Below are 22,976 nucleotides of genomic sequence, written 5' to 3' on the forward strand. Positions count from 1 at the left end.
CGGATTGGCATTGAAGCCCGCCACCACCCCGCGCAGACTGTCGTTCCTGCTCAGCTGCGCGTAGATCAGCGCCACCAGATGATCCCAGCTCTTGAATGACTTGTCGTAGGCATCCCCGCCCAGACGATCCACAACTGTCTGAAACTGCCGCCGATTGATCGGTTCAAGGAGCCTTCCAAAAATGCTATCGCGAAATCGCATGCTCGGCCTTCTGTGTCTCGACAACCAGAAAAGGCCGATTTGCCTCGGTCTCGCCGAGCATGCACCGCGACATAGTGAATCATTCCCCGGACAGCCCTGCCCTTGCGGGGGAGAGTTGGAGAGAGGGGTAAGCCACACGCACCGCCGCTGCGGCTTACCCCTCTCCCTAGCCCTACCCCGCAAGGGGGGAGGGAACGCACTGTACGCTTGGATGGAGCACCGGCCGATATCCAGTACGGAGCGCACGCAGCGTTGACGGCGGCGTCAACAGCAATGCGTCATCGAGCGCATCGACCGCCTCGCGATATCCCGCCGTCGACCATTGCAGTGCCCTGCCCTGCAGGACCAGAAAACTCTCGGCGCCCCGCTGCACCATCGCGCCGTCAGGCAACTGCTGAACCGGCACCGGCAGCGGATGCAGCCGCTTCTTGCCGCGCTCCAGCCGCTCACCATGCAGCACTGCATCGATCACCCGCGCACGAATGTTCTTCGCGCCATTGCCCTCTTCCCACGCCGCGCGAAAGCGGTTGGCGTCGTCAGGGCGGCAGAAGAAGCATGGGCGGTGGCCGGCGGCGAAGGCGGTCGCCTCGTCGAGAAAGAACAGCTCGGTCCAGCTCCGCCGGCCCATCACCGGCCGCCGCCAACCCCTGAACTCGCAGACGCAGGTGATCCACGCCGGGCTCGACCAGCGCTTCTTCAATAGCGTCTTGGTCGCGGGGTCGTGGATGATGCCGCGGTTACCGGTGAACATACCGCGATGCGGGGTGGCGATGATCTCGCCGGTGGGGGTGACGCGGTTTTGGAGGGGCATGTGAAGGGCGCGAGTAGTGAATGGCGAGCAGCGAATGGTAGCTTTCCCTACTCGCCATTCGCAATTCGCTATTCGCCCTACGGACGGATCGGCGGCTGGAACGACAGCGCGGTGTCCCAGGGAAAATGGATCCAGGTGTCCTGCGACACTTCGGTGATGAAAGTATCGACCAGCGGCTTGCCTTTCGGCTTGGCGTAGACGGTGGCGAAATGTGCATCGGGGAGCAACTGGCGCACCAGGCGGCCGGTGGTGCCGGTATCGACGAGGTCGTCGACGATCAACAGCCCCTTGCCGGTGCCGCCGCCCAGTTTGGCGACATCGGGCGAAACGCCCTTCAGCACCTGCAGATCACCCTGCTTGTCGTGGTCGTAGCTCGCCACGCAGACCGTATCGATCACGCGCAAGCCCAGCTCGCGGGCCACGATCGCAGCCGGCACCAGGCCGCCGCGGGTGATCGCGATCACGGCGTGAAACGGCCCGACCTCGTTGAGCCGCCAGGTCAGCGCCCGGCAATCCCGGTGAAACTGGTCCCAGGACACCGGAAAGGGCCGGCCGGCCTTCGCCCCGGCGCTCGGTTCGTAATTGTTGTCTGCCACGCTGCTTCGCCTTGTCGCTTCGTCTTGTCGCTTCGTCTTGTCCTGGCCCTGTCTGCTACCGGGTGGTGACGTTCAATGCCGCCAACATCTCCTTCACCGCGGTCATCGCGGCGTTGAGCTTGTCGGGATCGCGGGAGCGAACGACGAGGTTGGTGTTCGGCTTCTTGTCCTCGTCCATGAACGGATAGCTGCCGATGATGGTGTCGGGATGGGCGATGGCGATCTCCCGCAACGGCCCGCCGATGTCGCCTTCGCGGGCATTGGCGCGGACCGAGTCCGATAGCATCCGCACCCCCGATTTCAGCTTGGGCGCGACGATGTCCATCATCGCCTGCATGATCGAGGGGATGCCGGCCATGACTATTACATTGCCGAGCTTGAAACCGGGCGCCAGAATGGTCGCGCTCTGGATCAGTTCGGCGCCGTCGGGCACACGCGCCATGCGTAGCCGCGCCTCGTTCAGATCCTGCTCGCTCCAGCGCTCGCGGAAGCGCGCCACAACCTCCGGATGATGCCCGATTCCGACACCAAAGGCCTTGGCAACGCTGTCGGCGGTGATGTCGTCATGGGTCGGCCCGATGCCGCCGGTGGTGAAGACGTAGGTGTAGCGATGCCGCAGTGCATGAAGGGCGTCGACAATGTCGGTCTCGTCGTCGGCGACGATGCGGACCTCCTTGAGGTCGATCCCGATATTGGTCAGGTATTCGGCGATGAAGCCGATGTTCTTGTCCTTGGTACGGCCGGACAAGATCTCATCGCCGATGACCAGAATACCCGCCGTGACGATCTCGCTCATGACTTCTCCCCACCTGCCCCGTACTTTGCGCAAGCAACGCATTGAAGTCACGGGGGTTTGCTGCCGAAATAAGCACCCGGCAGCCCTTTTTTAGGGCAGCGCGGCCGGCTACCCACACGAAATGCCGCAAGCCAATGCATATCGCGCTGGCCCGAGCCTTGCTACCATCCCGTGAACTCATGCACCGTGCCGCATGGCTTCGAGAGATAGTCAGGACTTATGGCAGTTGCCTTCGATGAAATGAACGGGCCCGGCGGCGACCTCCGCCCGGCCTATCGGGAGCTCTCCCGCTGGCTGAAGGAGACGCCTCCTGACGCCCTGGAATATCGCCGTCAGGAGGCGGAACTGTTGTTCCGCCGGATTGGCATCACCTTTGCGGTCTATGGCGATGCGGAGGCCCAGGAGCGGCTGATCCCCTTCGACGTGATCCCGCGGATCATGTCGGCGAAGGAATGGTCCGTTCTGGAGAAGGGCCTGAAGCAGCGGGTGCGCGCGCTCAACATGTTCCTGCGCGACATCTATCACGGCCGCGACATCCTGCGCGCCAACATCATTCCCGACGACCTGATCTTCCAAAACCCGGTCTTCCGCCCCGAGATGAACGGCCAGAGCGTGCCGCACGACGTCTACGTCCACATCGCAGGGATCGATATCGTCCGGGTCGACGCCGACAATTTCATCGTGCTGGAAGATAACGCGCGGACGCCCTCGGGCGTCTCCTATATGTTGGAAAACCGCGAAATCATGATGCGGCTGTTTCCGGACCTGTTCGCCCGCCACCGCGTTGCACCTGTAGAGCGATACCCGGACGAATTGCTGTCGGCGCTGCGCTCGGTAGCGCCGCTCTCCGCCGCGGCCGAGCCGACGGTCGCGCTGATGACGCCCGGCGTCTACAATTCCGCCTATTACGAACACTCTTTCCTTGCCGACAAGCTCGGCATCGAGCTGGTCGAGGGCCGCGACCTCATCGTCAAGAACGACGAGGTGTTCATGCGCACCACCGAGGGGCTCAAACGTGTCGACGTGATCTACCGCCGCGTCGACGACGATTTCCTCGACCCCCTCACCTTCCGCCCGGATTCGGCGCTCGGCGTGCCCGGGCTGATGTCGGCCTATGCGGCCGGCAATATCACGCTGGCGAACGCGGTCGGCACGGGGATTGCCGACGACAAGGCGATCTATTCCTACATGCCGGAGGTCGTAAAGTTCTATCTCGGCGAAGAGCCGATCCTGAAGAACGTGCCGACCTGGCGCTGCCGCGAGCCGAAGGACCTCGCCTATGTGCTCGACAATTTGAGCGAGCTGGTGGTGAAGGAAGTGCACGGCTCCGGCGGCTACGGCATGCTTATCGGCCCGGCCGCAACGAAGGCGACGATCGAGGCGTTCCGCGACAAGCTCAAGCGCGAGCCGGAGGGCTTTATCGCCCAGCCGACGCTGGCGCTCTCGACCTGTCCGACCTGCACCGCCTCCGGCCTCGCCCCGCGCCATGTCGATTTGCGCCCCTTTGTGCTGACCGGCAGCAATCACGTCACCATCGTGCCGGGCGGACTGACGCGGGTGGCGCTGAAGGAAGGCTCCCTGGTGGTCAATTCCAGCCAGGGCGGCGGCACCAAGGACACCTGGATACTGGACGAATAGAGGGCAAAATTTTCGTATGCTGTCGCGCACCGCCGAAAACCTGTACTGGCTCGCCCGCTATGTCGAGCGCGCCGAATATATCGCGCGCACCATCGATGCGACCTTGCGAGTCACTGCGCTGCCCGCCGCCTATATCGGCAAGACCAATGAGTGGGAATCGGCGCTGCTGACGGCCGGGGTCAGCGCAAGCTTCTACGAGGCCTATCCGGAAGCCACCGAGCAGAACGTCGTCGAATATCTGGCGTTCTCGCCTTCCAATCCCTCTTCGATCAAGAACTGCATCGAAGCCGCCCGGCTCAATTCGCGCTCGGTGCGAACCGCGCTGACATCGGAGATGTGGGACACCATCAACTCGGCCTGGATCGAATTGCAGGAGGTCTGGGGCAAGGGTACGTCGAGCCGCGAGGAACTGGCGCGGTTTCTCCGCTTCGTGCAGGAGACCTCGCTGCGGTTCGACGGCTCGGCCTACCGGACCATGCTGCGCAACGACGCCTACTGGTTTTCGCGGCTCGGCCTGCACCTGGAGCGCGCCGACAACACCGCGCGCATTCTCGACGTTAAATATCACGTGCTGCTGCCCGAGGAGGAGCACGTCGGCGGTCCCCTGGACTATTACCAGTGGACCTCGATCCTGCGCTCGGTCTCTGCGCTGACCGCCTATCACTGGGTCTACCGCGAGACGCTAAAGCCGTGGCTGATCGCCGACCTCCTGATCCTCAACGACACGCTGCCACGCTCGCTGGCGAGCTGTTACAGCAATCTGGTGCGCAATCTCGACCAGATCGGCGTCGCCTATGGTCGCCAAGGCGCCGCCCAGCGCCATGCCCGCGGCGTCCGCAACCGGCTTGAACACAGCCACATGGACGATATCTTCCAGCACGGCGTCCATGAGTTCATCCAGGAGTTCATCGCGGACAATGCGCGGCTCGGTGAGATCATCACCAAGCAGTATTTGATATAACCAGGCACCGTCATTCCGGGATGGCGCGCAAGCGCCAGACCCGGAATCTCGAGATTCCGGGTTCGATGCTTCGCATCGCCCCGGAATGACGGCACGAACGAAGAGACGCACAATGCGCCTGCGAATTGCCCACTCCACCAGCTATCGCTACGAGCCGCCGGCCACGGGCGTGATCCAAATCCTGCGCATGACGCCCGGCAGCCATGACGGGCAGTATGTCGCCGAATGGCAGATCGACGTCTCGACCGACTCTCGCCTCGACATGCACCAGGATGCATTCGGCAACGTCACGCATGTGCTCACCCACGGGCCGATCGCCGACCTCACCATCAATGTCGAGGGCCTGATCGAGACCCATGACACTGGCGGCGTGCTGCGCGGCACCGACGAGCGCTTTCCGCCGAGCCTGTTCCTGCGCCAAACCGCGCTGACCGAAGTCAATCCGGCGATGGCGATCTTTGCCCGCGAGCTACGGTCGGAGTCCGATGGCGACGTGCTCGGCTTCCTGCATGCGCTGATGGTGCAGATCAACGAGCACATGACGTTCGACGAGGATCCTACCAACTCCGGCACCTCGGCGGCGGAGGCGTTCGCGCTCAAGCGCGGCGTGTGCCAGGACTATGCGCACATCTTCATCGCCTGCGCCCGATCCGGCGGCGTTCCGGCGCGCTTCGTCTCCGGCCATTTCCTGCGCTCCGACGGAATGGTGCACCAGCCGGCGGGCCACGCCTGGGCGGAAGCCTACGTGCCAGATTTGGGCTGGATCGGGTTCGACGCCGCCAACGGCATCTGCACCACCGACGCCCACGCCCGCGTCGCGATCGGGCTCGATTACCTCGGCGCCGCACCGGTGCGAGGCACCCGCTATGGCGGCGGAGCGGAGACGCTGACGGTGGCGGTCAGGGTCGAACAGGCCGGGCGGCCGGGACAATGGCAAAGCCAGTCGCAGTCGTGAATTTGCATGTCATTCCGGGATGGTGCGCAAGCACCAGATCTCAGATGCGCAATTGCGCATCGGGGAATCTCGAGATCCCGGGTTCGCGCTAAGCGCGCCCCGGGTTGTAGGCCATCATGCCGCCTTCCCAGGGACCTGCCTGGGCGCCCACGCTGCCTAGCAGTAACAAGGCTGCAATCGAGCCAATCAGCACGGATTTCCGCACGCGTTCCCCCGCCTACGGTTTAGAGCTTTTACGCCGCCGGCTGCATGCCGCGCCACGGGGAATTGGGGTTGGATGGCTCCTCGAAATTGGCTACTAGTTGGCGCCGAAAATCAGGCGCGTTCGGGGACTTGGAATGACCTATTGCTGCGGAATTCTGGTGCGGGACGGTCTCGTCATGATCGCAGATACGCGCACCAATGCCGGCCTCGACAACGTCTCGACCTTCCGCAAGCTCCATATTTTCTCGAAACCCGGCGAGCGCATCATGGCGGTCGCCAGCGCCGGCAATCTGGCGATCAGCCAGTCGGTGCTGTCAACGCTCACCGAGGGCATGGAAGATCCGCACACCGGCGAACTCGAAACGCTGATCAACGCGCCGACCATGTTCCAGGCCGCGCAACGCATCGGCCGCGCCATCCGCGCCGTGCACGCCACCGAAGGCGAGGCGCTGCGATCCGAAGACGTCTCCTTCGACGTCTCCTTCCTGTTCGGCGGCCAGATCAAGGGCTCGCGGATGCGGCTGTTCATGGTCTACACGGCCGGCAATTTCATCGAATGCACCACCGACACGCCCTACTTGCAGATCGGCGAGCACAAATACGGCAAGCCGGTGCTGGATCGTGCGATGCATTACGACGTCGAACTGTATGAGGCGCTGAAGACCGGCCTGATCTCGATGGATTCGACCATGCGCTCCAATCTCGGCGTCGGCTTGCCGATCGACGTGCTGGTGGTGCGCGCAGATGCTTGCGAGGCCGACCTCAACCACCGCATCGAGGCCGGCGAGCCCTATTTCCACGACCTGCGTTCGCGCTGGTCGGCGGCCTTGCGGGCGGCACACCAGAATATTCCGAGACCACCCTACAAATCCGAAACAGAAACCAAGAACTGAAGGCGAGGAAACAATGGCCGAAGCAACCAACAAGATCGCGCTCGTGACCGGCGCCGGCACCGGCGTCGGACGCGCGGCATCGCTGGCGCTGATGAATGCCGGCTTCACCGTGGTGCTCGCCGGGCGTCGCATGGAGATGCTGGAAGAAACCAAGAAGCTCGGCGACAATGTCGGCAAAAGCCTGTGCGTTTCCGCCGACATGACCAAGCCCGATTCGATTGCGGCCCTGTTTCAAAAGGTCAAGGATACCTATGGCCGGCTCGACGTTCTCTTCAACAACGCCGGCATGGGCGCGCCGCCGGTCAATTTCGAGGATTTGAGCCTCGAGCAGTGGCAGGCGGTGGTGAACACCAACCTGACCGGCCCGTTCCTGTGCACCCAGCACGCCTTCCGCATCATGAAGGACCAGACCCCGCGCGGCGGCCGCATCATCAATAACGGCTCGATCTCGGCGCACGCGCCGCGGCCGTTCTCCGCGGCCTATACGTCGACCAAGCACGCGATCACCGGCCTCACCAAGGCTTCCAACCTCGACGGCCGCATGTACGACATCGCAGTCGGCCAGGTCGACATCGGCAATGCCGCAACCCCCATGACCGACCGCATGGTCGCCGGCCCCGGTGTGATGCAGCCCGATGGCACGATGAAACATGAGCCGCGCATGGACGCGAAGGCGGTCGGCGATGCGGTGGCCTATATGGCCGGCCTGCCGTTAGATGCCAACGTGCTGTTCATGACCGTCATGGCGACCAAGATGCCGTTCGTCGGACGGGGCTGAGCAGACCCAGCGGCGTCGTCCACGCGAAAGCGGGGACCCATACTCCGCGGCGGTGATTGGGTTACGAGACGTCTACTGTTCGGGATTCAACGCGAAGATCACGCGGTATGGGTCCTCCTTGCATTCGCAAGGACGACACGCTGAGGCATCGTAGCCCCTACTCCAGCCGTCCAGCTTCCGCAGCGGCGAAAGACAACTTCATCCACAACAGTGCGATCGCAGCCGTGCCGGCCCCTGCCGCCACGGCGATGTCGCTGGCCCATACTCGCGTTCTGAAAAGACTTTACACTGCTGTTCCGTAATCGTCCGGATGGATAGCAGATCAGGACTCGATTACCACAAGGCCAACGCTGGACGATTCCTCTCAAGTCTCGGTCCGCATCAACTCTCGCTCAGCTAGTCTTCATGACCGTGCCGGCGCAGCACATCGGCCGTAGGACGTTGAAAGTTTGAGAAGCTGGATTACAGCTCGCGGTCGCTCATGAAACTCGCACGTCTGATCATCGGTCTGATTTTCTTCGCCGGGGGGCTGTACGTTCTGGTCGGCGAGCACTTTGCCGGAACGTCGGAAGATGCCACGGTCAATGCGCGACTTTACGTCGTTCGCGCCCCAATCGAAGGCAGAGTAGCGCTCGCCGTGCGAAGCATCGGATCGCGAGTCAATGCCGGGGAACTAGTGGCGCGTGTTACCGATGAACGGTTCGACACCGCCCGCCTTCTCGAGCTTGAACGCGATCGCGACGGCCAGCAGATCGAGCTCCAGCGCATCGCTGCGCAGAGGGTCGCCCTGTCGCTGTCAAGAGCCGGCCTCGAGGCGCAGTCTGCCGACTACCGACGCGGCCGAATCCGTCAGATTGAAGTACGGATAGCCGAGGCGAAGGCGGCCCAGGATGCCGCAGGTGCGCGACTGCGCGAGGCAGACGCCGAATTCAACCGCGCCAACGAGCTGAAAATCCGCGGCGTACAGACGGTTGCGAACCTGGGTCGGGCTCGTGCGGCATTCGATGTCGTGCAGCAAGAGCTGCAGAGTACAAGGGAGCGAGGCAAATACTTCGAGACCGAACTTGCAGCGGCCCACGCGGGAGTGTTCATCGGCGAGTCCTACAACGACGCACCGTTCTCGGCGCAACGTATCCACGAAATCGACCTGCGATTGGCCGAGCTCTACGTCGACGAGGAACGAATCAAGGCTCGCATCGTGCAGTACGGCCGACAGATCGACGCCGAGCGTCTCCGTGTCAACCGCCTGACGTCCGCTGTCCTCAACGCCCGGGTCCCGGGCGTCGTCTGGGATTTTCTGGTGGATGATGGCGAGCATGCACGTCGAGGCCAGGATATTGTCAAGCTGGTCGACTGCAACAGTCTGGTCGTCACGGCAGGCGTCTCCGAGGCCCTTTACGCCACCCTGTCGGTCGGAGTGCCGGTGCAGTTTCGGTTGTTCGGGGACGACCGGATTTTTGACGGAACGATTACCCGGCTTGGCGGATCGGGGGCGTCGTCGCTTTATCCAAATCTCGCCGTGGGTCCCAGCCCGCAGCATTTGCAGCGCTTCGACGTCACGGTGACGGTGCCTGAACTGACACGACAGCCGGATCTCGGCTGCGCGATCGGCCGGACCGGCCGCGTGATCTTTTCCAGTGGCCACATCGCTACCATTCGGAAGTTTCTCACACGCTACGGCTTTTGATGCTTCTGCTCTCGCCACTTCTGGCGGCCTTTGCCGGAGCCGCGGTCATCGTCGGGCTGCGCCTGGTCGTGCTGCCGCTGCTCAATCCAAGCCGATGGTACTGGCGCGCCCTTCTGCTCGGGGGAGCGACCGTTTTGTCGTGGCGCTACGTGGCCTGGCGGTTCACCAACACCCTGGCGCCACTCGGTTGGACGAACGATGCGCTCTTCAGTTGGGGCTTCGCCACGCTCGAGGCGCTGACGGTGCTGTCTTCGTCGATAGCATTTTTCATCCTCTTTCGGGTGCGGGAACGTACGGCGGAAGCGAACCGGCACGCCGGATGGTGGTTGCCTGGAGAAGCGCCGCGTGTGGATATCTTCATCACGACGTTTAACGAGCCGCCGGAAGTGCTCGAACGGACGATTGTCGGCGCAAAGGCCGTCCAGTTTCCTCGGTATCGCGTTTTCGTGCTCGACGATGGCCGCAGGGATTGGCTGCGGCAAGCCTGCGACCGCCACGGCGTCGGATACATCGTGCGTTCCGATAACGCGCATGCGAAGGCCGGAAACATCAACCATGCGCTTGCCGAACGCGCTCGGGATCCGGACCGCCCCGATTTTGTCGCCGTGCTCGACGCAGACTTTATCCCGCACGTCGACTTTATAGAGCGGGCGCTGGCGTTGTTTCACGATCCAGGCGTCGGGCTTGTTCAAACGCCTCAGCATTACTTCAACGCCGATCCAATCCAGCACAACCTTGGCATCAGCTCCGCATATCCGGACGAGCAACGCCACTTCTTCGACAATGTCGAACCGGCGCGTGATGCCTGGGGAATCGCGATTTGCTGCGGCACCTCGTCCGTGGTGAGATTTCGGGCGGTTGAGCAGATCGGCTGGCTTCCGACCGAAAGCGTGACCGAGGATTTCCTGCTCACGCTGAAGCTTGCGGAAAATGGATGGCGGACGGTGTACCTGAACGAGCCGCTGACCGAGGGTTTGGCGCCGGAGGGCCTCAAGGAATATATCGCCCAGCGCAGCCGCTGGTGCCTTGGCCTCATGCAGATTGTTCGTCGTTCGTACAATCCGACCGGCTCTCATCGATTGGGCTTGATATACCGGATCGGCATACTGGATTCACTGCTCTATTGGATCAGCACCTTTCCGTTCCGAATTGCCAGCCTGATCTGTCCCCTGCTCTTTTGGTGGTTCGGCATCACAATCGTGAACGCATCGCTCGTCGACATCGTCAGCTATTACCTGCCGTATTATTTGGCCGTCCTGGTGACCTTGAACTGGCTTTCCAAGGGGCTGTTCATTCCAGTCCTCAACGACACAGCGCAGCTAATCGCCGCCTGGCCGGTCTGCAGGGCCCTGGCGCTGGGCATCTTGACGAAGGGCCCCCACAAGTTTTCGGTGACGGCCAAGGGCGGCAACCGGACAAAAGTCGTCGTCCAATGGTCATTGATGCGACCGTTCCTGATGCTCTTGGGGTTGACCGTCGGCGGCCTGGTCGTGCCGCTAAACTCCGATTTCATCTTCAATACGTCGTCGACAGCCAATGACGGTCTTGCCGTCGTCATGTTCTGGACGGTCTACAACATTCTGGTCCTGCTCGTGGCCACCGCCGTGTGCATCGAACGGCCACGATATAACCGGCCGCAGCGACAGGTCACCGAACCTACCACTCTGACCATCGGAGGCGAGAAGCACCGTGGCTGGCTCATCAATCTCGGTCCCGAGGGCGGACGAGTCAGCGGTCCATTTGGCCTATCGTTAGGGACGACAGGGTTACTGACGGTCCCTGGGATCGGTGACGTTGAGGCACTCGTCCTTGCGCCGACACGTGATGGCTACCGGCTGAAGTTCTCGTCCACCACGATGCAGCGTGCGCAGATCATCGAGAAGCTTCATACGGCTCGAGCCGTTCCGGGACCCGATCGGGCAGACGTTGTCCGCATGATCCGCGAGTTGGCTCGGGCTTTAACCCACTAAGGAGGCGTGATGGCAGGCAGGCGGCTGAGCCTTCGTACGCTTGTGTTCCTCGGAGGCGCCATGCTCATGCTGGTGCCCGCGGTTGTGACTGCGACAGTCAGTACCGCTGCCCTGCAGCGGCGGGTCGAAGAACTGCAGGTTGAGAAGCTGACTACACGCGGCGAATTGAGCGCCAACCTGGTGGCGCGGCGGCTCCACGGATTGTCCATGGATGTCGCACGGCTTGCTATCCTGATCGATTCGACCAATCCGGCAAGTGCCCGCCAGCAAATCGAGTTCATGAGCAGGCTCGATACCCGCTATTCCTGGCTTGGCGTCGCAAATCTCGAGGGGAAAGTGGTGGCGGCCACCGACGGAACGCTCGAGGGCGAACGCGTCGCACAAGAGCCGTGGTTCAGGCGAGGCCTTGATGTAACTGCGGCCATCGATGTCAATGGAGCACACGATCGCGCGCACCTGCCGCCGGCGTCCATGGAATCCAGCCGTTCCATCGATCTTGCTGCGCCTGTGCACAATGCCGGTTCCGTCACCGGCGTGGTCGGAGCGCAGCTAAACTGGAATTGGGTTGTGGAGGGTATGGCAGAGTTGCAGGCGCCTGGCATCGAGCTAGTTCTGCTTTCGCGTGATCGAGTCGTCCTGTTTGGCCCGCCAGATCTCGTCAACAAGCCGCTAAACATCAGTTCTGCGCTGGCGACCGATCGCGTCAATACCGCGTTTCTGCGTGAGCGCTGGCCTGATGGCAAGGACTACTTCACCGCGATCGTTCCGATGACCGGCTTTGCCGATCTCCCGAGCTTCGGCTGGTCGCTTTTGGTTCGCCAGAACGCGGACGCTGCGACAGCAGCAACACGCGAGTTGACCAGATCGTTCTGGGTCATGCTCGGAACTGGTGCCCTCGCCGCTTTGGTGCTGCTCTATCTCGTGGCGCAATGGCTAAGGACGCCGCTGCGCCGGCTCTCTGAAGCAGCCGAGGCTATCGTGCTTGATCCTACATCCAGGGCGCCTTATCCGGAAACGCGGTTTGAGGAAGCCGCGAGGCTGAGCAACGCCCTGGTTCGGATGCAGTCGAAGCTGATGGGCCGGTCCAGTTCCTGATGGCGCTCGACGTTGGCGCGCGATCGGACGCCCGCGAAATCGTGTGTATCACGCGCTATGCCTGCCGGCGGACCGGCTGCGGGCCGGCATCGCTCGTCTCTGATGCGCTTGCTTTGGCCAGTTCGCCGGTCACAGGCGCGAGGTTCGGAACCCGGGTCAGAAACGGATGCAGCGGTTCTCGGGGGCTCGAACTGATGTCGTAATTCAGGAACGACAGCATAAGCTGGAATCCGATCAGGAAGGTCAGTGCTGCGATCATGATGGTTCCGGTCGGGACCAGTTGATCCGCCGCCGCCCACCAGTGGTACAATCCAAACACGAGACCGAAGCCGAACAGCGCGGCGCCTGCAACAAGCTGAATCGACGCCAACGAGAATTCGCGAAAGAAGTAGCGGTACAGAATCCGGCGGAAGGTATTGCGCATATGCCCGCTGAGGAACGGCGCGAGCTGATGCGAAATGCGCAGATTCGAAACTTCCCCGCCATAGGACGCACGCATCGGAAATTCGACGACTTTGGCGCGGATCAGGCCAAGATGAAACAGCAGGTCGGTCTCGAAGAAGAACCGTTTTGTGATCCGTTCATCGTCGAGCAGCTCTGCGACGCGGGCATGAATGGCGAAGAAGCCGTTGGTCGGATCCATGATGGTCCAGTAGCCGCTTGACAGTTTTGCCATGAACGACAGCGCGAGATTGCCGATCAGCCGGGCCTTCGGCATCGACGCAGCATTGGTAAGGAAGAAGAAGCGGTCGCCTTTGACGTAGTCGCCCTGCCCGCTGACGATGGGGTGGATCAGCGCCGGCACCTGCGACGGGTCCATTTGTCCATCGGCATCAATCTTCACTATGATATCAGCGCCATGTGCGATCGCGTAACGCATCCCCGTCAGGAAGGCGCCGCCGACACCCCGGTTTGTATCGTGCATCAATGAGACGACCCGCGGATCGGAACACCGGTTCGCGACCACGAGCGCCGTACCCTCGGGGCAGCCGTCATCGACGACGATAATCATCTCAATTTCGGGACCGATCGCCGTGATAACCGGCAGAATCGTGGCTGCCGCACGGTACGCAGGGATAACGACGCAGTTCATCGGTTGAATCCGCTGTCGCACCGGTTAACGGGCGCCAAGCGCCCGGTGCAGACCATGCCGCACTTTTGCCGGCTTCCTCTAAAGAAAAACTTAAGTTGCATGTCCTAATTTGGTCTACCGCCTGCATTTTGGTCCGGATTCCGGCCGTTGAGACATTCATGGGGGGCAAATCCCGATGCCGGACGAGAGCCTGTCCAATCCAGATCGTTCGTGTGCGGCGCGGTTTCTCAGCGCTCTCATCCCGCAAGCCGACAATCCGGAAGACGCGGAATTTCTGCGAGGTCTGCTGCTGCTCGGCAGCGCGCTGTTTACGCTGACGCTATTGGCTTATGCTTGCACCACCAACTGGACCTGGCCGTTTCCTCGCGACAACGTCACGCTGGTGCTGGGGCGCGATTTCCTGAACCTGTGGATGTACGGGCACGCGGTGCTGGATGCCGATCCAGCCCGCTTCTACGATCTTGTGACCTACAATGCCGAACTCGCCAAGCTGCTCGGCCCCGGCTATCCCGGACAGAACTGGCCGAACCCGCCGACAGCTCTTGTCGTGATGGCGCCGTTCGGTCTGCTGGCCTATCTCCCGGCCCTGATCGCCTGGTTTGTGGCCAGCTTTCTCGCGTTCTACCTCGCGGGGCGCCGAGAGGTTGCCGACGCGCGTATTCTCGTGGTGGTCCTGGTCTCGCCGGCCGCATTGCTTTGCGTGATCTCGGGCCAGAGTTCGTTACTCACGACTGCAGCCCTGCTCGCGATCTTCGCTTCGCTCGATAGGCGACCGGTCGTCGCCGGCGTGCTGATCGGGCTGCTCACGGTGAAGCCCCAGCTTGGCGTGTTGTTTCCGTTTGCGCTAATCGCGTCGGGCCGCTGGCGGGTCTTCCTGTGGGCTGCGATGACGGCAATTGCACTGTTCGCGATCAGCGTCGCCATCGGCGGTCCGGAGAGCTGGCACGACTACATCGCCAAGGCGCTGCCATTGCAGCGTGAAGTGCTGAGCGATCCTGCCGGCACCGCGATGCCGTTTCAGGCCAGTATTTTTATGAACGTGCGCGGACTTGTCGGCAATCGCGCCGGTGAAGCGATCCAGTTTGCTTTCGCCCTTGCGGCCGTCGTGACCGTAACCATCGCGTTCCGCTATCGCAGAGGCGGCGATGCCAGGCTGTTGCAGGCATTGTTCCTGGCCTGCACGGCCTCCACTTCACCCTATTTGGGCAGCTACGATCTGCTGCCGCTGAGCTTCGCAAGCATCGCGCTGCTCGCGGAAGGAAAGCTCGACGCAACCGGGCGCCACCTGGCCCAGCTCGTTTTCTGGACCCCGGCGCTGCAATTGCTGTTCGGCAACCTGCAAATTCCGGGACCCGGATTCATCGCGCCTGCCTTCGCCGCCTATCTGCTGCAAAGATTGTTCACGGCAGCCGTACCGGGCAAAGCGGCCGCCTCGCTGCCGTTGGCCGATAGCGCATTGCGCAGTTGACGCCCTTGCCCCCATAATCCCTGCCGGGGCTTTCGGGGGATTCATGCTGCAACTGCAATCGGCGTTTGGCGTGCTGGCGTTGCTGGCGATCGCATGGGCTTGCGGCGAGAACCGCCGCGCCGTGTCGCTCCGTCAGGTGGCGATCGCCCTCGCCGTCACCATCATTACCGCGCTGGTGCTGCTCAAGCTGCCGCTGGTGGCAAGAGCCTTCGGCGCCATCAACGACGCCGTTGGCACGATCGCGGCGGCGACGCGCGCTGGCACTTCCTTCGTGTTCGGCTATCTCGGCGGCGGCGCGCTGCCGTTCGATCTCAAGGCGCCGGGCGCGGATTTCATCCTGGCATTTCAGGCGCTGCCGATCGTGCTGGTCATGAGCGTTCTGACCACGCTGCTGTTCTACTGGCGCGTACTGCCCCCGATCGTGCGCGGCATGGCGTGGCTGTTGGAGCGCACGCTCGGCGTCGGCGGCGCGGTCGGGCTATCGGCCGCAGCCAATATCTTTCTCGGCATGGTCGAGGCACCGCTGTTTATCCGTCCCTATTTGGCGCAACTCACGCGCAGCGAATTGTTCCTGGTGATGACCGGCGGCATGGCCGGCATCGCCGGCACCGTGCTGGTGCTCTACGCTACGTTCCTGGCACCGCTGATCCCGGACGCGGCGGCGCATTTTGTCATTGCATCCGTGTTGGGCGCGCCGGCCGCGATCCTGATCAGCCTGATCATGGTGCCGGAGACTTCCGATAAGCGCACTGGCGGCTCGCTCGGAGATCCCGACATGCATGCGTCCTCGACCATGGATGCAATCACCAAGGGCACGGCGGCAGGACTCGAACTGCTGCTCAATATCGTCGCGATGCTCCTGGTGCTGGTGGCGCTGGTTTATCTCGTCAATGCGATCCTCGGGCTGTTGCCCGAGATCGGCGGCGCCAAAATTTCGCTACAGCGGCTGCTGGGGCTTGTGATGGCGCCGGTGTGCTGGCTGATGGGCCTGCCCTGGCCGCAAGCCGTCACGGCCGGAAGCCTGATGGGTACCAAAACCGTGCTCAACGAGTTGATCGCCTATCTCGACCTCTCGAAACTCGGCACGGACGCGCTCGATCCGCGCTCGCGGCTGATCATGCTCTACGCGATGTGCGGCTTTGCCAACTTCGCCAGCCTCGGCATCATGATCGGCGGCCTCGGCACCATGGCACCGGAGCGGCGCGAGGAGATCAATGCGCTGGGATTGAAGTCGATCGTGTCGGGTACGCTGGCGACGTGTTTGATGGGGGCGGTGGTGGGAGTGATGACCTAGCCGTCTTTCTGTCATTCCGGGGCGCGCGCAGCGCGAACCCGGAATCTCGAGGTTCCGGGTTCGGCTCTACGAGCCGCCCCGGAACGACGTGCATGCCGCACTACCCCGTCAATTCCACCGTCTTGAACTCCGCCGGTAGGATCACCTCCAGCAACTCGGCATCGTCGGAATAATCCATGATCAGATGCTTGATGCGCGGCGGCTGGGTCCAGGCGCTGCCTTCCTTCATCAGCGTCTCGCCCTGCCCCTCCATGTAGGTCTTCACCCAACCCTTGAGCACATAGACCATCTGGAATTCGACGTCGTGATAATGCAGTTTTGAAACTTCCGCCGGGTTGCACGGGCCGATGAGACGGATGACATGCGCCTGCGCCAGGCCGTGCGTGGCGTCGGCAATCCCGAGGTCGCGGTACTTTGCGTAAGTGCGCAGGCCGTCGGCCTTGAAATCTTCTTCGCGGTGATGGCTGATGGCGACGCGCTGCTTCGGCCGGGCCTTCTTGGTCGCCTTGGCTTTCGATACGCGTCCCTTGGATTTGAGGGTTTTGCGTGCCGGGGATTTGGCTGATGTCTTGTGGCCCGACCATTTCTTTTTCACCGCGGGCTGTGCCGCAGGCCGTGATGCCGCCTTCTGCTTGGCCATGTGTGCCTCCCTTGTCGTTATGGCAGGAGGCTAACACAGAAAATTTTTGTAGGGTGGGCAAAGCGCAGCGTGCCCACCATCCCGAGCGGAGTATCAGATGGTGGGCACGGCGCTGTCGCGCCTTTGCCCACCCTACGAGACCTGAAATTCAATGCAGCCTGAACACACCGTCGACCGCACGCAGCTCAGTCGGCTTGATCAGCCTGGAATGCGCGACCGTTACGGAAAACAGCGGGCCATCAAGCTTTTCCTGCCAGAACGCGAGGAAGTCCTTCAGCGCGGGGAATTTCGGAAACAGATCGTAGTTCTGCCAGACATAGGTCTGCAGTAATGAAGGGTGATCCGGCATCCGATACAGAATTTGCGCCGTCGTCAGCCCGTAACCCAGCACCTGCTTCCGGAAGTCGTCGGAAGCAACTCCAACCCGCGAAACCATGCCAAACCTCCATTGCTGGAAGCGCATTTCACGTGGTGGCCACACACCGAGCCACCCCGGCGGAGATGCGCTCACATGAGAGAAATGTGACGCACGATACCAACCCATCACAAGCCTAAATGTTTAATGAATTGTTGAAAATTCGCGCGTTAGCAGCAGCTTACCGCACGTGCTAATACGGGGCGCGGAGGCTTCCCCGGTCGCATTAATCATGCCGAACAAAATTGGCAGGCGACATATTTGAGTGCCAATTTTTCTGCTAGAAGCCCTTGTCCCCCGAAGAATACTGGCCTAAATCAGCCGCAGTCGGATTAGCACTCGCTGGTCCAGACTGCCAAAATTCCACAATTCTACAACATTTCCAGACGTTTAGGAGGACTGCATGAACTTCCGTCCGCTTCACGACCGCGTCGTCGTCAAACGCATCGACGCCGAAGAGAAGACCGCTGGCGGCATCATCATTCCGGACAGTGCCAAGGAAAAGCCCTCCCAGGGCGAAGTCGTCGCCGTCGGCCCGGGTGGCCGCGACGAAGCCGGCAAGCTGATCCCGATCGACCTCAAGGTCGGCGACCGCGTGCTGTTCGGCAAATGGTCGGGCACCGAGGTCAAGATCGACGGCCAGGAACTCCTGATCATGAAGGAGTCCGACATCATGGGCGTCCTCGACGTCACTTCCGCCAAGAAGAAGGCCGCCTAAGACATCGCCTGCCACGCTCACCCTGAGGAGCGCCCGCAAGGCGCCTCCCCGACAGGGTGAGAAACAAAGACCAACTCAGGGAAACCAAATATGTCAGCCAAAGAAGTCAAATTCGGCGTCGATGCCCGCGACCGCATGCTGCGCGGCGTCGACATCCTCAACAACGCCGTCAAGGTGACGCTCGGCCCCAAGGGCCGCAACGTCGTGCTCGACAAGTCGTTCGGCGCTCCCCGCATCACCAAGGACGGCGTCACCGTCGCCAAGGAGATCGAGCTCGACGACAAGTTCGAGAACATGGGCGCGCAGATGGTGCGCGAAGTTGCCTCCAAGTCGGCTGACGCTGCCGGCGACGGCACCACCACCGCAACCGTGCTCGCGGCTGCGATCGTCCGTGAAGGCGCCAAGTCGGTTGCCGCCGGCATGAACCCGATGGACCTGAAGCGCGGTATCGACCTGGCGGTGGAAGCCGTGGTCGCCGACCTCGTCAAGAACTCCAAGAAGGTCACCTCGAACGAGGAAATCGCCCAGGTCGGCACCATCTCCGCCAACGGCGACGCCGAAATCGGCAAGTTCCTGGCTGACGCCATGAAGAAGGTCGGCAACGAGGGCGTGATCACGGTTGAGGAAGCCAAGTCGCTCGAGACCGAACTCGACGTCGTCGAAGGCATGCAGTTCGACCGCGGCTACATCTCGCCCTACTTCGTCACCAACGCCGACAAGATGCGCGTTGAAATGGACGACGCCTACATCCTGATCAACGAGAAGAAGCTCTCCTCGCTGAACGAGCTGCTGCCGCTGCTCGAAGCCGTAGTGCAGACCGGCAAGCCGCTTGTCATCGTCGCCGAAGATGTCGAAGGCGAAGCCCTCGCCACCCTCGTCGTCAACCGCCTGCGTGGTGGTCTGAAGGTCGCGGCCGTCAAGGCTCCGGGCTTCGGCGATCGCCGCAAGGCCATGCTGCAGGACATCGCGGTGCTGACCGGTGGTCAGGCGATCTCGGAAGATCTCGGCATCAAGCTCGAAAACGTCACGCTGCAGATGCTCGGCCGCGCCAAGAAGGTGATGATCGACAAGGAAAACACCACGATCGTCAACGGCGCCGGCAAGAAGGCCGACATCGAGGCGCGCGTACAGCAGATCAAGGCGCAGATCGAGGAAACCACCTCGGACTACGACCGTGAGAAGCTGCAGGAGCGCCTGGCCAAGCTCGCGGGCGGCGTCGCGGTGATCCGCGTCGGCGGCGCGACCGAGGTCGAGGTCAAGGAGCGCAAGGATCGCGTGGATGACGCGATGCATGCGACCCGTGCGGCGGTTGAAGAAGGCATCGTGCCGGGCGGCGGCGTTGCCCTGCTCCGCGCCACCGAGCAGCTCAAGCGCCTCAAGACCCAGAACGACGACCAGAAGACCGGCGTCGAGATCGTGCGCAAGGCGCTGTCCGCGCCGGCCCGCCAAATCGCGATCAACGCCGGTGAAGACGGCTCCGTCATCGTCGGCAAGATCCTCGAGAAGGAGCAGTATTCCTACGGCTTCGACTCGCAGAACGGCGAATACGGCAATCTGGTCTCCAAGGGCATCATCGACCCGACCAAGGTGGTCCGCGCGGCGATCCAGAACGCGGCTTCCGTCGCGGCTCTCCTGATCACCACGGAAGCCATGATCGCCGAACTGCCGAAGAAGAACGCCGGCGGCCCCGCAATGCCCCCGGGCGGCGGCATGGGCGGCATGGATTTCTGATCCAGCCACTCAGGCGATACGAGAAATGCAAAACCCCGGCAGAAATGCCGGGGTTTTTGTTTTGGGCGGATCCGGACCGCAACGGCGCGCTGTTTCTGCAACGTCACGCTGAAGCAAAACCTTCCCGCCGCTTGAGATATCCCGGTTATGCACAGCGCTCAGCAAACATACGTTTGTTTAGGTTGACAACTTCAAAAAAAATCTGAGCGAGAGTCGCAAACCGAACCGACATCCCCGCTCCTTCTGGGCAAAGTCGTATCGGGTCGGGGCTAAATCAAAGCTCATCCAAAATCTGGTCCAACCACGGAGCGTGAGCTCTCGTGACGCGAGCGTGCGTCGCGAGGATCGCTTTCGCTCGCGAAGGAGTAATGCTCTGTGAGTGAAAGCGAAATGAAAGTCACACTAAACGGAACCAATGTCTTCGGCATGCCGTTGCCGGATTTCTCGAAGATCGGCTGGCCCGGCGTAAGCGGCGAGCTTGCCGAGCAGGGTTTCGCCCGCGCACGGGAAAACTACGAGAAGATCAAGGCCGCGTCGGCGGAGATGACGGAAGCGGTGCGCGAGACCTATTCGAGCAACGCCAAAGGCGCGACCGACTACGGGCTCAAGGTGTTCGAAATCTCCAACGCCAATGCCGCCGCTGCGCTCGACTTCTTCGCCCATCTCGTCGGCAGCAAGTCGCCGAGCGATGTCGTTACCTTGTCCGCAGCGCAAGCGCGCAAGGCGTTCGACACTGCTTCTGACCAGAACAGGGAATTGTGGGTACTTGCCCAGAAGCTTGCGACGGAAACGGGTGAGCCGATCAGGAAGCACTTCACCAAGGTTCTACATCAAACCGGCTAAAAAAGACCGGCGCTCAACCACATCCAGGATTACGTCAAGGAGGGATCCGGCCGGTTGGAACAAGCCAAGCGATGAGCACGCGGCCCACTACCCCGATGCTCCATCAGACGCGGTGCGCGATGCCCCCCAAGTAACCCGCACCGACAACAGGCGCATTCCAACCGGCCGGTACTTTTTTCAAACGACAATAGAAGCCAATCTCAAGGGAGGGCGATATGGGAATGGTCATGGTCAAATGTCCGCGAACCGGACATGCGATTCCCACCGGCATCAAGACTGATCGCGAGAGCTTTAGCCGCAGCGCAGTGTTTTTCGCACGGACCCGTTGCGTGATCTGCCACGCCGATCACGCCTGGTTTGCCCGTGAAGCCTGGGTCGACGAGCCGAGCATCCGTGTGCAGCATCGAAGCGCCGGCTCCCCGGCGTAAGCATCGACACAGTGATGATCGCGATGGAGGGACACCATGGCGCGCATGCAAATCTCAACCGACACATCCACCTGGTTGCTACAGGCAAAGGAATTTCTTGACGAGGCACGACGGCTGAAGCCGGGCCCTGAGCGCAACGAGTTGCGCCAGACCGCGAAGGCGTTGCGAGAGATTGCGAAGCTCGAGGCGGCATCCGAGTCGGCACTCGACCGCGATTGGCGGCAGAGAACCTGATAGGGCGGAGAATCCGCCCCTTCGATGTTGCGTTCCGGAATGCCGCAGCAGCAAGTCGCGACGCGGGAGGTCGAGTGGTCGCGCAGAAACGCGCTCACATGGCCTCGCCCGTTTTAATTCCCGGAATGCGCCGATCTTCGGGCAGAACCGCCGCGCGAGATCGGGCCGAATGGAGCGCGAACATGTTCTCGACTTCGAGATGTATGACGTTGTGGCATTCGCATGCGACCGCCGCGAGCCGCGCCGGATCGATCTCGATCATGCCTCGTCGATCGGACTTGATCGCTCCGCGCGCGCGCAAGTTGCGCATCAGGAGCGTCACCGTCGTGCGTCGCACACCGACTATTTGCGATAGCGCCTGCTGGGTGAGCGGGAGCACATCATGGTCGACGCGGTCGCGAAGCTGGAGCAACCAGCGAGCCATGCGCGCCTCGACCGGGTGAAGCGCATTGCAGGCCGAGCCGAGCTGAAGCTGCATCAGCATCGCCCTGACGTGAATCTGGACAGCGTACCGGATCGCGGGGCTCCGGTTGAAAGCGGCGTGGAATCGCGATGCGGGGATCCGAAAGGCGGTGCCCGCCGCACGAACGATCGCCGTCATATCTGAAGGTGACGGCCCGAGCACCGAAAGCATGCCTACTGCCCCCTCGCGCCCGACTACGGCGGTGGCGACCGTGTGTCCGTCCGCCATGTCGATCATTAGCGAAATGGCGCCGCTATGAGGGAAGTAGACGTGCTCGATTGCGTCACCCGCCCGCGAAAGGACCGCGTCCTGATTGAGCGCGATCGTCTCAAGCTCGGGCTCCAGCAAATCGAAGTCTGACGCCGGCAATGTTGCAAGAAGGCGATTTCCCATTCCGCGGCGAGGCGTCACTGCGGGAAACCCTTGGTGAGGCGTCGGCGACCATCTCCGTCTGGAGCGTCGTGGAACGGGAGCTGTAACATAAGCCTGAAAATGCCTTCTTTACGCATACTCACTCAAACATGCTCTCGCTCTAACAACAAATTCCAAACGTTCGAGCGCGAGGCAGACCGCTCGCGGTGTCTCAAGAAGTTAGATGCAAATGGGCCGCCGGACGCAACCGTCAAATGCGCATGGGTAACACCGTAAGCTTACGGGGCCTGTATGGTTCCATTCCGGCCTACGGTAAGTTGCGCGATCAAAAAGATCGTTCCATTTTTGTCGGCAAATCAATTCTGATTTTCAGAAATCGTGTCAAGCCCGGGAATCGAGAGAATCAACAATATTCCGCTTAACGTAGAGGGCAAATCAGTCGCATAACTCCACCCGTCTCACCCGATTGAGGGGCGGCTCGCGATCGTCACGAACGTGCGGTGAGATGCGATGGACGCTGAATGCGTGCGAGACGTACGCCGATAAGCCGCAGCGTACTGGATCCCTGCCGGAGCCTGTCATCGGGCGCGCATTCGCGCGACCCGTTGGCGGGGGACGACAGTCGAGTGTTGCGTCGCTATCAACACGTCATTGCGAGCCAGGAATGATTTCGGCGGGCTGTTTGAAATTCG

General features: G+C 61.8%; 22 protein-coding genes. 14 read left to right on the forward strand and 8 right to left on the reverse strand.

Going from position 1 to position 22,976, the window contains the following annotated elements:
• From YUO_RS41780 to YUO_RS0125915, 4 genes are all read right to left on the reverse strand, one after another.
• The coding region (locus YUO_RS41780; RefSeq protein WP_035727673.1) for a DUF4372 domain-containing protein at window positions 1-201 on the reverse strand (201 nt) is incomplete at its 3' end.
• Window positions 202-373: 172 nt separating this feature from the next.
• Window positions 374-1,012 (reverse strand): hypothetical protein, encoded by a 639-nt coding sequence (locus YUO_RS0125905; protein ID WP_028349882.1) that lies wholly within the window; start codon window positions 1,010-1,012, stop codon window positions 374-376.
• A gap of 77 nt (window positions 1,013-1,089) precedes the next feature.
• Entirely contained in the window at window positions 1,090-1,608 is a 519-nt protein-coding gene (gpt, locus tag YUO_RS0125910) for a xanthine phosphoribosyltransferase (RefSeq protein WP_028349883.1), read from the reverse strand.
• A 55-nt stretch (window positions 1,609-1,663) separates the two neighbouring features.
• Window positions 1,664-2,404, reverse strand: coding sequence for a competence/damage-inducible protein A (locus tag YUO_RS0125915; protein ID WP_028349884.1), 741 nt, complete (start codon window positions 2,402-2,404; stop codon window positions 1,664-1,666).
• Between the two features lie 219 nt (window positions 2,405-2,623).
• Here YUO_RS0125915 and YUO_RS0125920 point away from each other — a divergent pair, with 219 nt between their 5' ends.
• The 8 genes from YUO_RS0125920 (at window position 2,624) to YUO_RS0125955 (ending at window position 12,585) form a co-directional block, all read left to right on the forward strand.
• Window positions 2,624-4,042, forward strand: a complete 1,419-nt coding sequence (locus tag YUO_RS0125920) for a circularly permuted type 2 ATP-grasp protein (RefSeq protein WP_028349885.1) — start codon at window positions 2,624-2,626, stop codon at window positions 4,040-4,042.
• A gap of 16 nt (window positions 4,043-4,058) precedes the next feature.
• On the forward strand, window positions 4,059-5,003 hold the full coding sequence (locus tag YUO_RS0125925; RefSeq protein WP_028349886.1) for an alpha-E domain-containing protein: 945 nt from the start codon (window positions 4,059-4,061) through the stop codon (window positions 5,001-5,003).
• 112 nt (window positions 5,004-5,115) lie between these two features.
• Window positions 5,116-5,958 (forward strand): transglutaminase family protein, encoded by an 843-nt coding sequence (locus YUO_RS0125930; RefSeq protein WP_028349887.1) that lies wholly within the window; start codon window positions 5,116-5,118, stop codon window positions 5,956-5,958.
• 338 nt (window positions 5,959-6,296) lie between these two features.
• Window positions 6,297-7,055, forward strand: coding sequence for a proteasome-type protease (locus YUO_RS0125935; protein ID WP_028349888.1), 759 nt, complete (start codon window positions 6,297-6,299; stop codon window positions 7,053-7,055).
• A 13-nt stretch (window positions 7,056-7,068) separates the two neighbouring features.
• Window positions 7,069-7,833, forward strand: coding sequence for an SDR family oxidoreductase (locus YUO_RS0125940; protein ID WP_028349889.1), 765 nt, complete (start codon window positions 7,069-7,071; stop codon window positions 7,831-7,833).
• A gap of 481 nt (window positions 7,834-8,314) precedes the next feature.
• Window positions 8,315-9,520: an HlyD family secretion protein gene (locus YUO_RS0125945; protein ID WP_028349890.1), complete on the forward strand. Its 1,206-nt coding sequence runs from the start codon at window positions 8,315-8,317 to the stop codon at window positions 9,518-9,520.
• Window positions 9,520-11,490: a glycosyltransferase gene (locus tag YUO_RS0125950; RefSeq protein ID WP_028349891.1), complete on the forward strand. Its 1,971-nt coding sequence runs from the start codon at window positions 9,520-9,522 to the stop codon at window positions 11,488-11,490. Before YUO_RS0125945 ends, YUO_RS0125950 begins: the two co-directional genes overlap by 1 nt.
• A 9-nt stretch (window positions 11,491-11,499) precedes the next feature.
• On the forward strand, window positions 11,500-12,585 hold the full coding sequence (locus tag YUO_RS0125955) for a cache domain-containing protein (RefSeq protein WP_028349892.1): 1,086 nt from the start codon (window positions 11,500-11,502) through the stop codon (window positions 12,583-12,585).
• Window positions 12,586-12,640: 55 nt separating this feature from the next.
• Here YUO_RS0125955 and YUO_RS41785 read toward each other — a convergent pair whose 3' ends face one another.
• Window positions 12,641-13,678, reverse strand: a complete 1,038-nt coding sequence (locus YUO_RS41785) for a glycosyltransferase family 2 protein (RefSeq protein WP_063830322.1) — start codon at window positions 13,676-13,678, stop codon at window positions 12,641-12,643.
• A gap of 175 nt (window positions 13,679-13,853) precedes the next feature.
• On the opposite strand from YUO_RS41785, the gene YUO_RS41790 reads away from it, so the two are divergent.
• Entirely contained in the window at window positions 13,854-15,146 is a 1,293-nt protein-coding gene (locus YUO_RS41790; protein WP_051379665.1) for a glycosyltransferase family 87 protein, read from the forward strand.
• 43 nt (window positions 15,147-15,189) lie between these two features.
• Window positions 15,190-16,440, forward strand: coding sequence for a NupC/NupG family nucleoside CNT transporter (locus YUO_RS0125970; RefSeq protein WP_028349893.1), 1,251 nt, complete (start codon window positions 15,190-15,192; stop codon window positions 16,438-16,440).
• 100 nt (window positions 16,441-16,540) lie between these two features.
• Here YUO_RS0125970 and YUO_RS0125975 read toward each other — a convergent pair whose 3' ends face one another.
• On the reverse strand, window positions 16,541-17,080 hold the full coding sequence (locus tag YUO_RS0125975; RefSeq protein WP_028349894.1) for a cupin domain-containing protein: 540 nt from the start codon (window positions 17,078-17,080) through the stop codon (window positions 16,541-16,543).
• 148 nt (window positions 17,081-17,228) lie between these two features.
• A complete protein-coding gene (locus YUO_RS0125980) occupies window positions 17,229-17,516 on the reverse strand; it encodes an usg protein (RefSeq protein WP_028349895.1) in 288 nt (95 codons plus the stop codon).
• 382 nt (window positions 17,517-17,898) lie between these two features.
• Between YUO_RS0125980 and YUO_RS0125985 the strand changes: the two genes are divergently transcribed.
• The 4 genes from YUO_RS0125985 to YUO_RS0126005 all read left to right on the forward strand — a co-directional run bounded on the left by YUO_RS0125985 (window position 17,899) and on the right by YUO_RS0126005 (window position 21,449).
• Entirely contained in the window at window positions 17,899-18,213 is a 315-nt protein-coding gene (locus YUO_RS0125985; protein ID WP_028349896.1) for a co-chaperone GroES, read from the forward strand.
• Window positions 18,214-18,303: 90 nt separating this feature from the next.
• The gene (gene groL / locus YUO_RS0125990) at window positions 18,304-19,944 is read left to right on the forward strand and encodes a chaperonin GroEL (protein ID WP_028349897.1); all 1,641 of its coding nucleotides are present in this window, start codon (window positions 18,304-18,306) and stop codon (window positions 19,942-19,944) included.
• A gap of 390 nt (window positions 19,945-20,334) precedes the next feature.
• Window positions 20,335-20,787: a phasin gene (locus YUO_RS0125995; RefSeq protein WP_063830323.1), complete on the forward strand. Its 453-nt coding sequence runs from the start codon at window positions 20,335-20,337 to the stop codon at window positions 20,785-20,787.
• A gap of 464 nt (window positions 20,788-21,251) precedes the next feature.
• Window positions 21,252-21,449 carry a hypothetical protein gene (locus YUO_RS0126005; protein WP_028349900.1) on the forward strand — a complete coding sequence of 66 codons (198 nt, stop codon included), beginning with the start codon at window positions 21,252-21,254 and terminating at the stop codon, window positions 21,447-21,449.
• 94 nt (window positions 21,450-21,543) lie between these two features.
• Here the strand turns inward: YUO_RS0126005 and YUO_RS0126010 are convergent, their stop codons facing one another.
• A complete protein-coding gene (locus YUO_RS0126010) occupies window positions 21,544-22,305 on the reverse strand; it encodes a Crp/Fnr family transcriptional regulator (protein ID WP_028349901.1) in 762 nt (253 codons plus the stop codon).
• Window positions 22,306-22,976 lie beyond the last annotated feature (671 nt).

The sequence above is a fragment of the Bradyrhizobium murdochi genome (genome assembly GCF_000472965.1).
Classification (GTDB): domain Bacteria; phylum Pseudomonadota; class Alphaproteobacteria; order Rhizobiales; family Xanthobacteraceae; genus Bradyrhizobium; species Bradyrhizobium murdochi.

Coding starts and splice junctions, on each gene's coding strand:
- YUO_RS0125975 (WP_028349894.1), bottom strand. CDS start 17,080: ATGGCCAAGCAGAAGGCGGCATCACGGCCTGCGGCACAGCCCGCGGTG.
- YUO_RS0125985 (WP_028349896.1), top strand. CDS start 17,899: ATGAACTTCCGTCCGCTTCACGACCGCGTCGTCGTCAAACGCATCGAC.
- YUO_RS0125980 (WP_028349895.1), bottom strand. CDS start 17,516: ATGGTTTCGCGGGTTGGAGTTGCTTCCGACGACTTCCGGAAGCAGGTG.
- YUO_RS0125950 (WP_028349891.1), top strand. CDS start 9,520: ATGCTTCTGCTCTCGCCACTTCTGGCGGCCTTTGCCGGAGCCGCGGTC.
- YUO_RS0125925 (WP_028349886.1), top strand. CDS start 4,059: ATGCTGTCGCGCACCGCCGAAAACCTGTACTGGCTCGCCCGCTATGTC.
- YUO_RS0126005 (WP_028349900.1), top strand. CDS start 21,252: ATGGCGCGCATGCAAATCTCAACCGACACATCCACCTGGTTGCTACAG.
- YUO_RS0125920 (WP_028349885.1), top strand. CDS start 2,624: ATGGCAGTTGCCTTCGATGAAATGAACGGGCCCGGCGGCGACCTCCGC.
- YUO_RS0125995 (WP_063830323.1), top strand. CDS start 20,335: ATGAAAGTCACACTAAACGGAACCAATGTCTTCGGCATGCCGTTGCCG.
- YUO_RS41790 (WP_051379665.1), top strand. CDS start 13,854: ATGCCGGACGAGAGCCTGTCCAATCCAGATCGTTCGTGTGCGGCGCGG.
- YUO_RS41785 (WP_063830322.1), bottom strand. CDS start 13,678: ATGAACTGCGTCGTTATCCCTGCGTACCGTGCGGCAGCCACGATTCTG.
- YUO_RS0125915 (WP_028349884.1), bottom strand. CDS start 2,404: ATGAGCGAGATCGTCACGGCGGGTATTCTGGTCATCGGCGATGAGATC.
- YUO_RS0125935 (WP_028349888.1), top strand. CDS start 6,297: ATGACCTATTGCTGCGGAATTCTGGTGCGGGACGGTCTCGTCATGATC.
- YUO_RS0126010 (WP_028349901.1), bottom strand. CDS start 22,305: ATGGGAAATCGCCTTCTTGCAACATTGCCGGCGTCAGACTTCGATTTG.
- YUO_RS0125970 (WP_028349893.1), top strand. CDS start 15,190: ATGCTGCAACTGCAATCGGCGTTTGGCGTGCTGGCGTTGCTGGCGATC.
- YUO_RS0125940 (WP_028349889.1), top strand. CDS start 7,069: ATGGCCGAAGCAACCAACAAGATCGCGCTCGTGACCGGCGCCGGCACC.
- YUO_RS0125905 (WP_028349882.1), bottom strand. CDS start 1,012: ATGCCCCTCCAAAACCGCGTCACCCCCACCGGCGAGATCATCGCCACC.
- YUO_RS0125930 (WP_028349887.1), top strand. CDS start 5,116: ATGCGCCTGCGAATTGCCCACTCCACCAGCTATCGCTACGAGCCGCCG.
- groL (WP_028349897.1), top strand. CDS start 18,304: ATGTCAGCCAAAGAAGTCAAATTCGGCGTCGATGCCCGCGACCGCATG.
- YUO_RS0125955 (WP_028349892.1), top strand. CDS start 11,500: ATGGCAGGCAGGCGGCTGAGCCTTCGTACGCTTGTGTTCCTCGGAGGC.
- YUO_RS0125945 (WP_028349890.1), top strand. CDS start 8,315: ATGAAACTCGCACGTCTGATCATCGGTCTGATTTTCTTCGCCGGGGGG.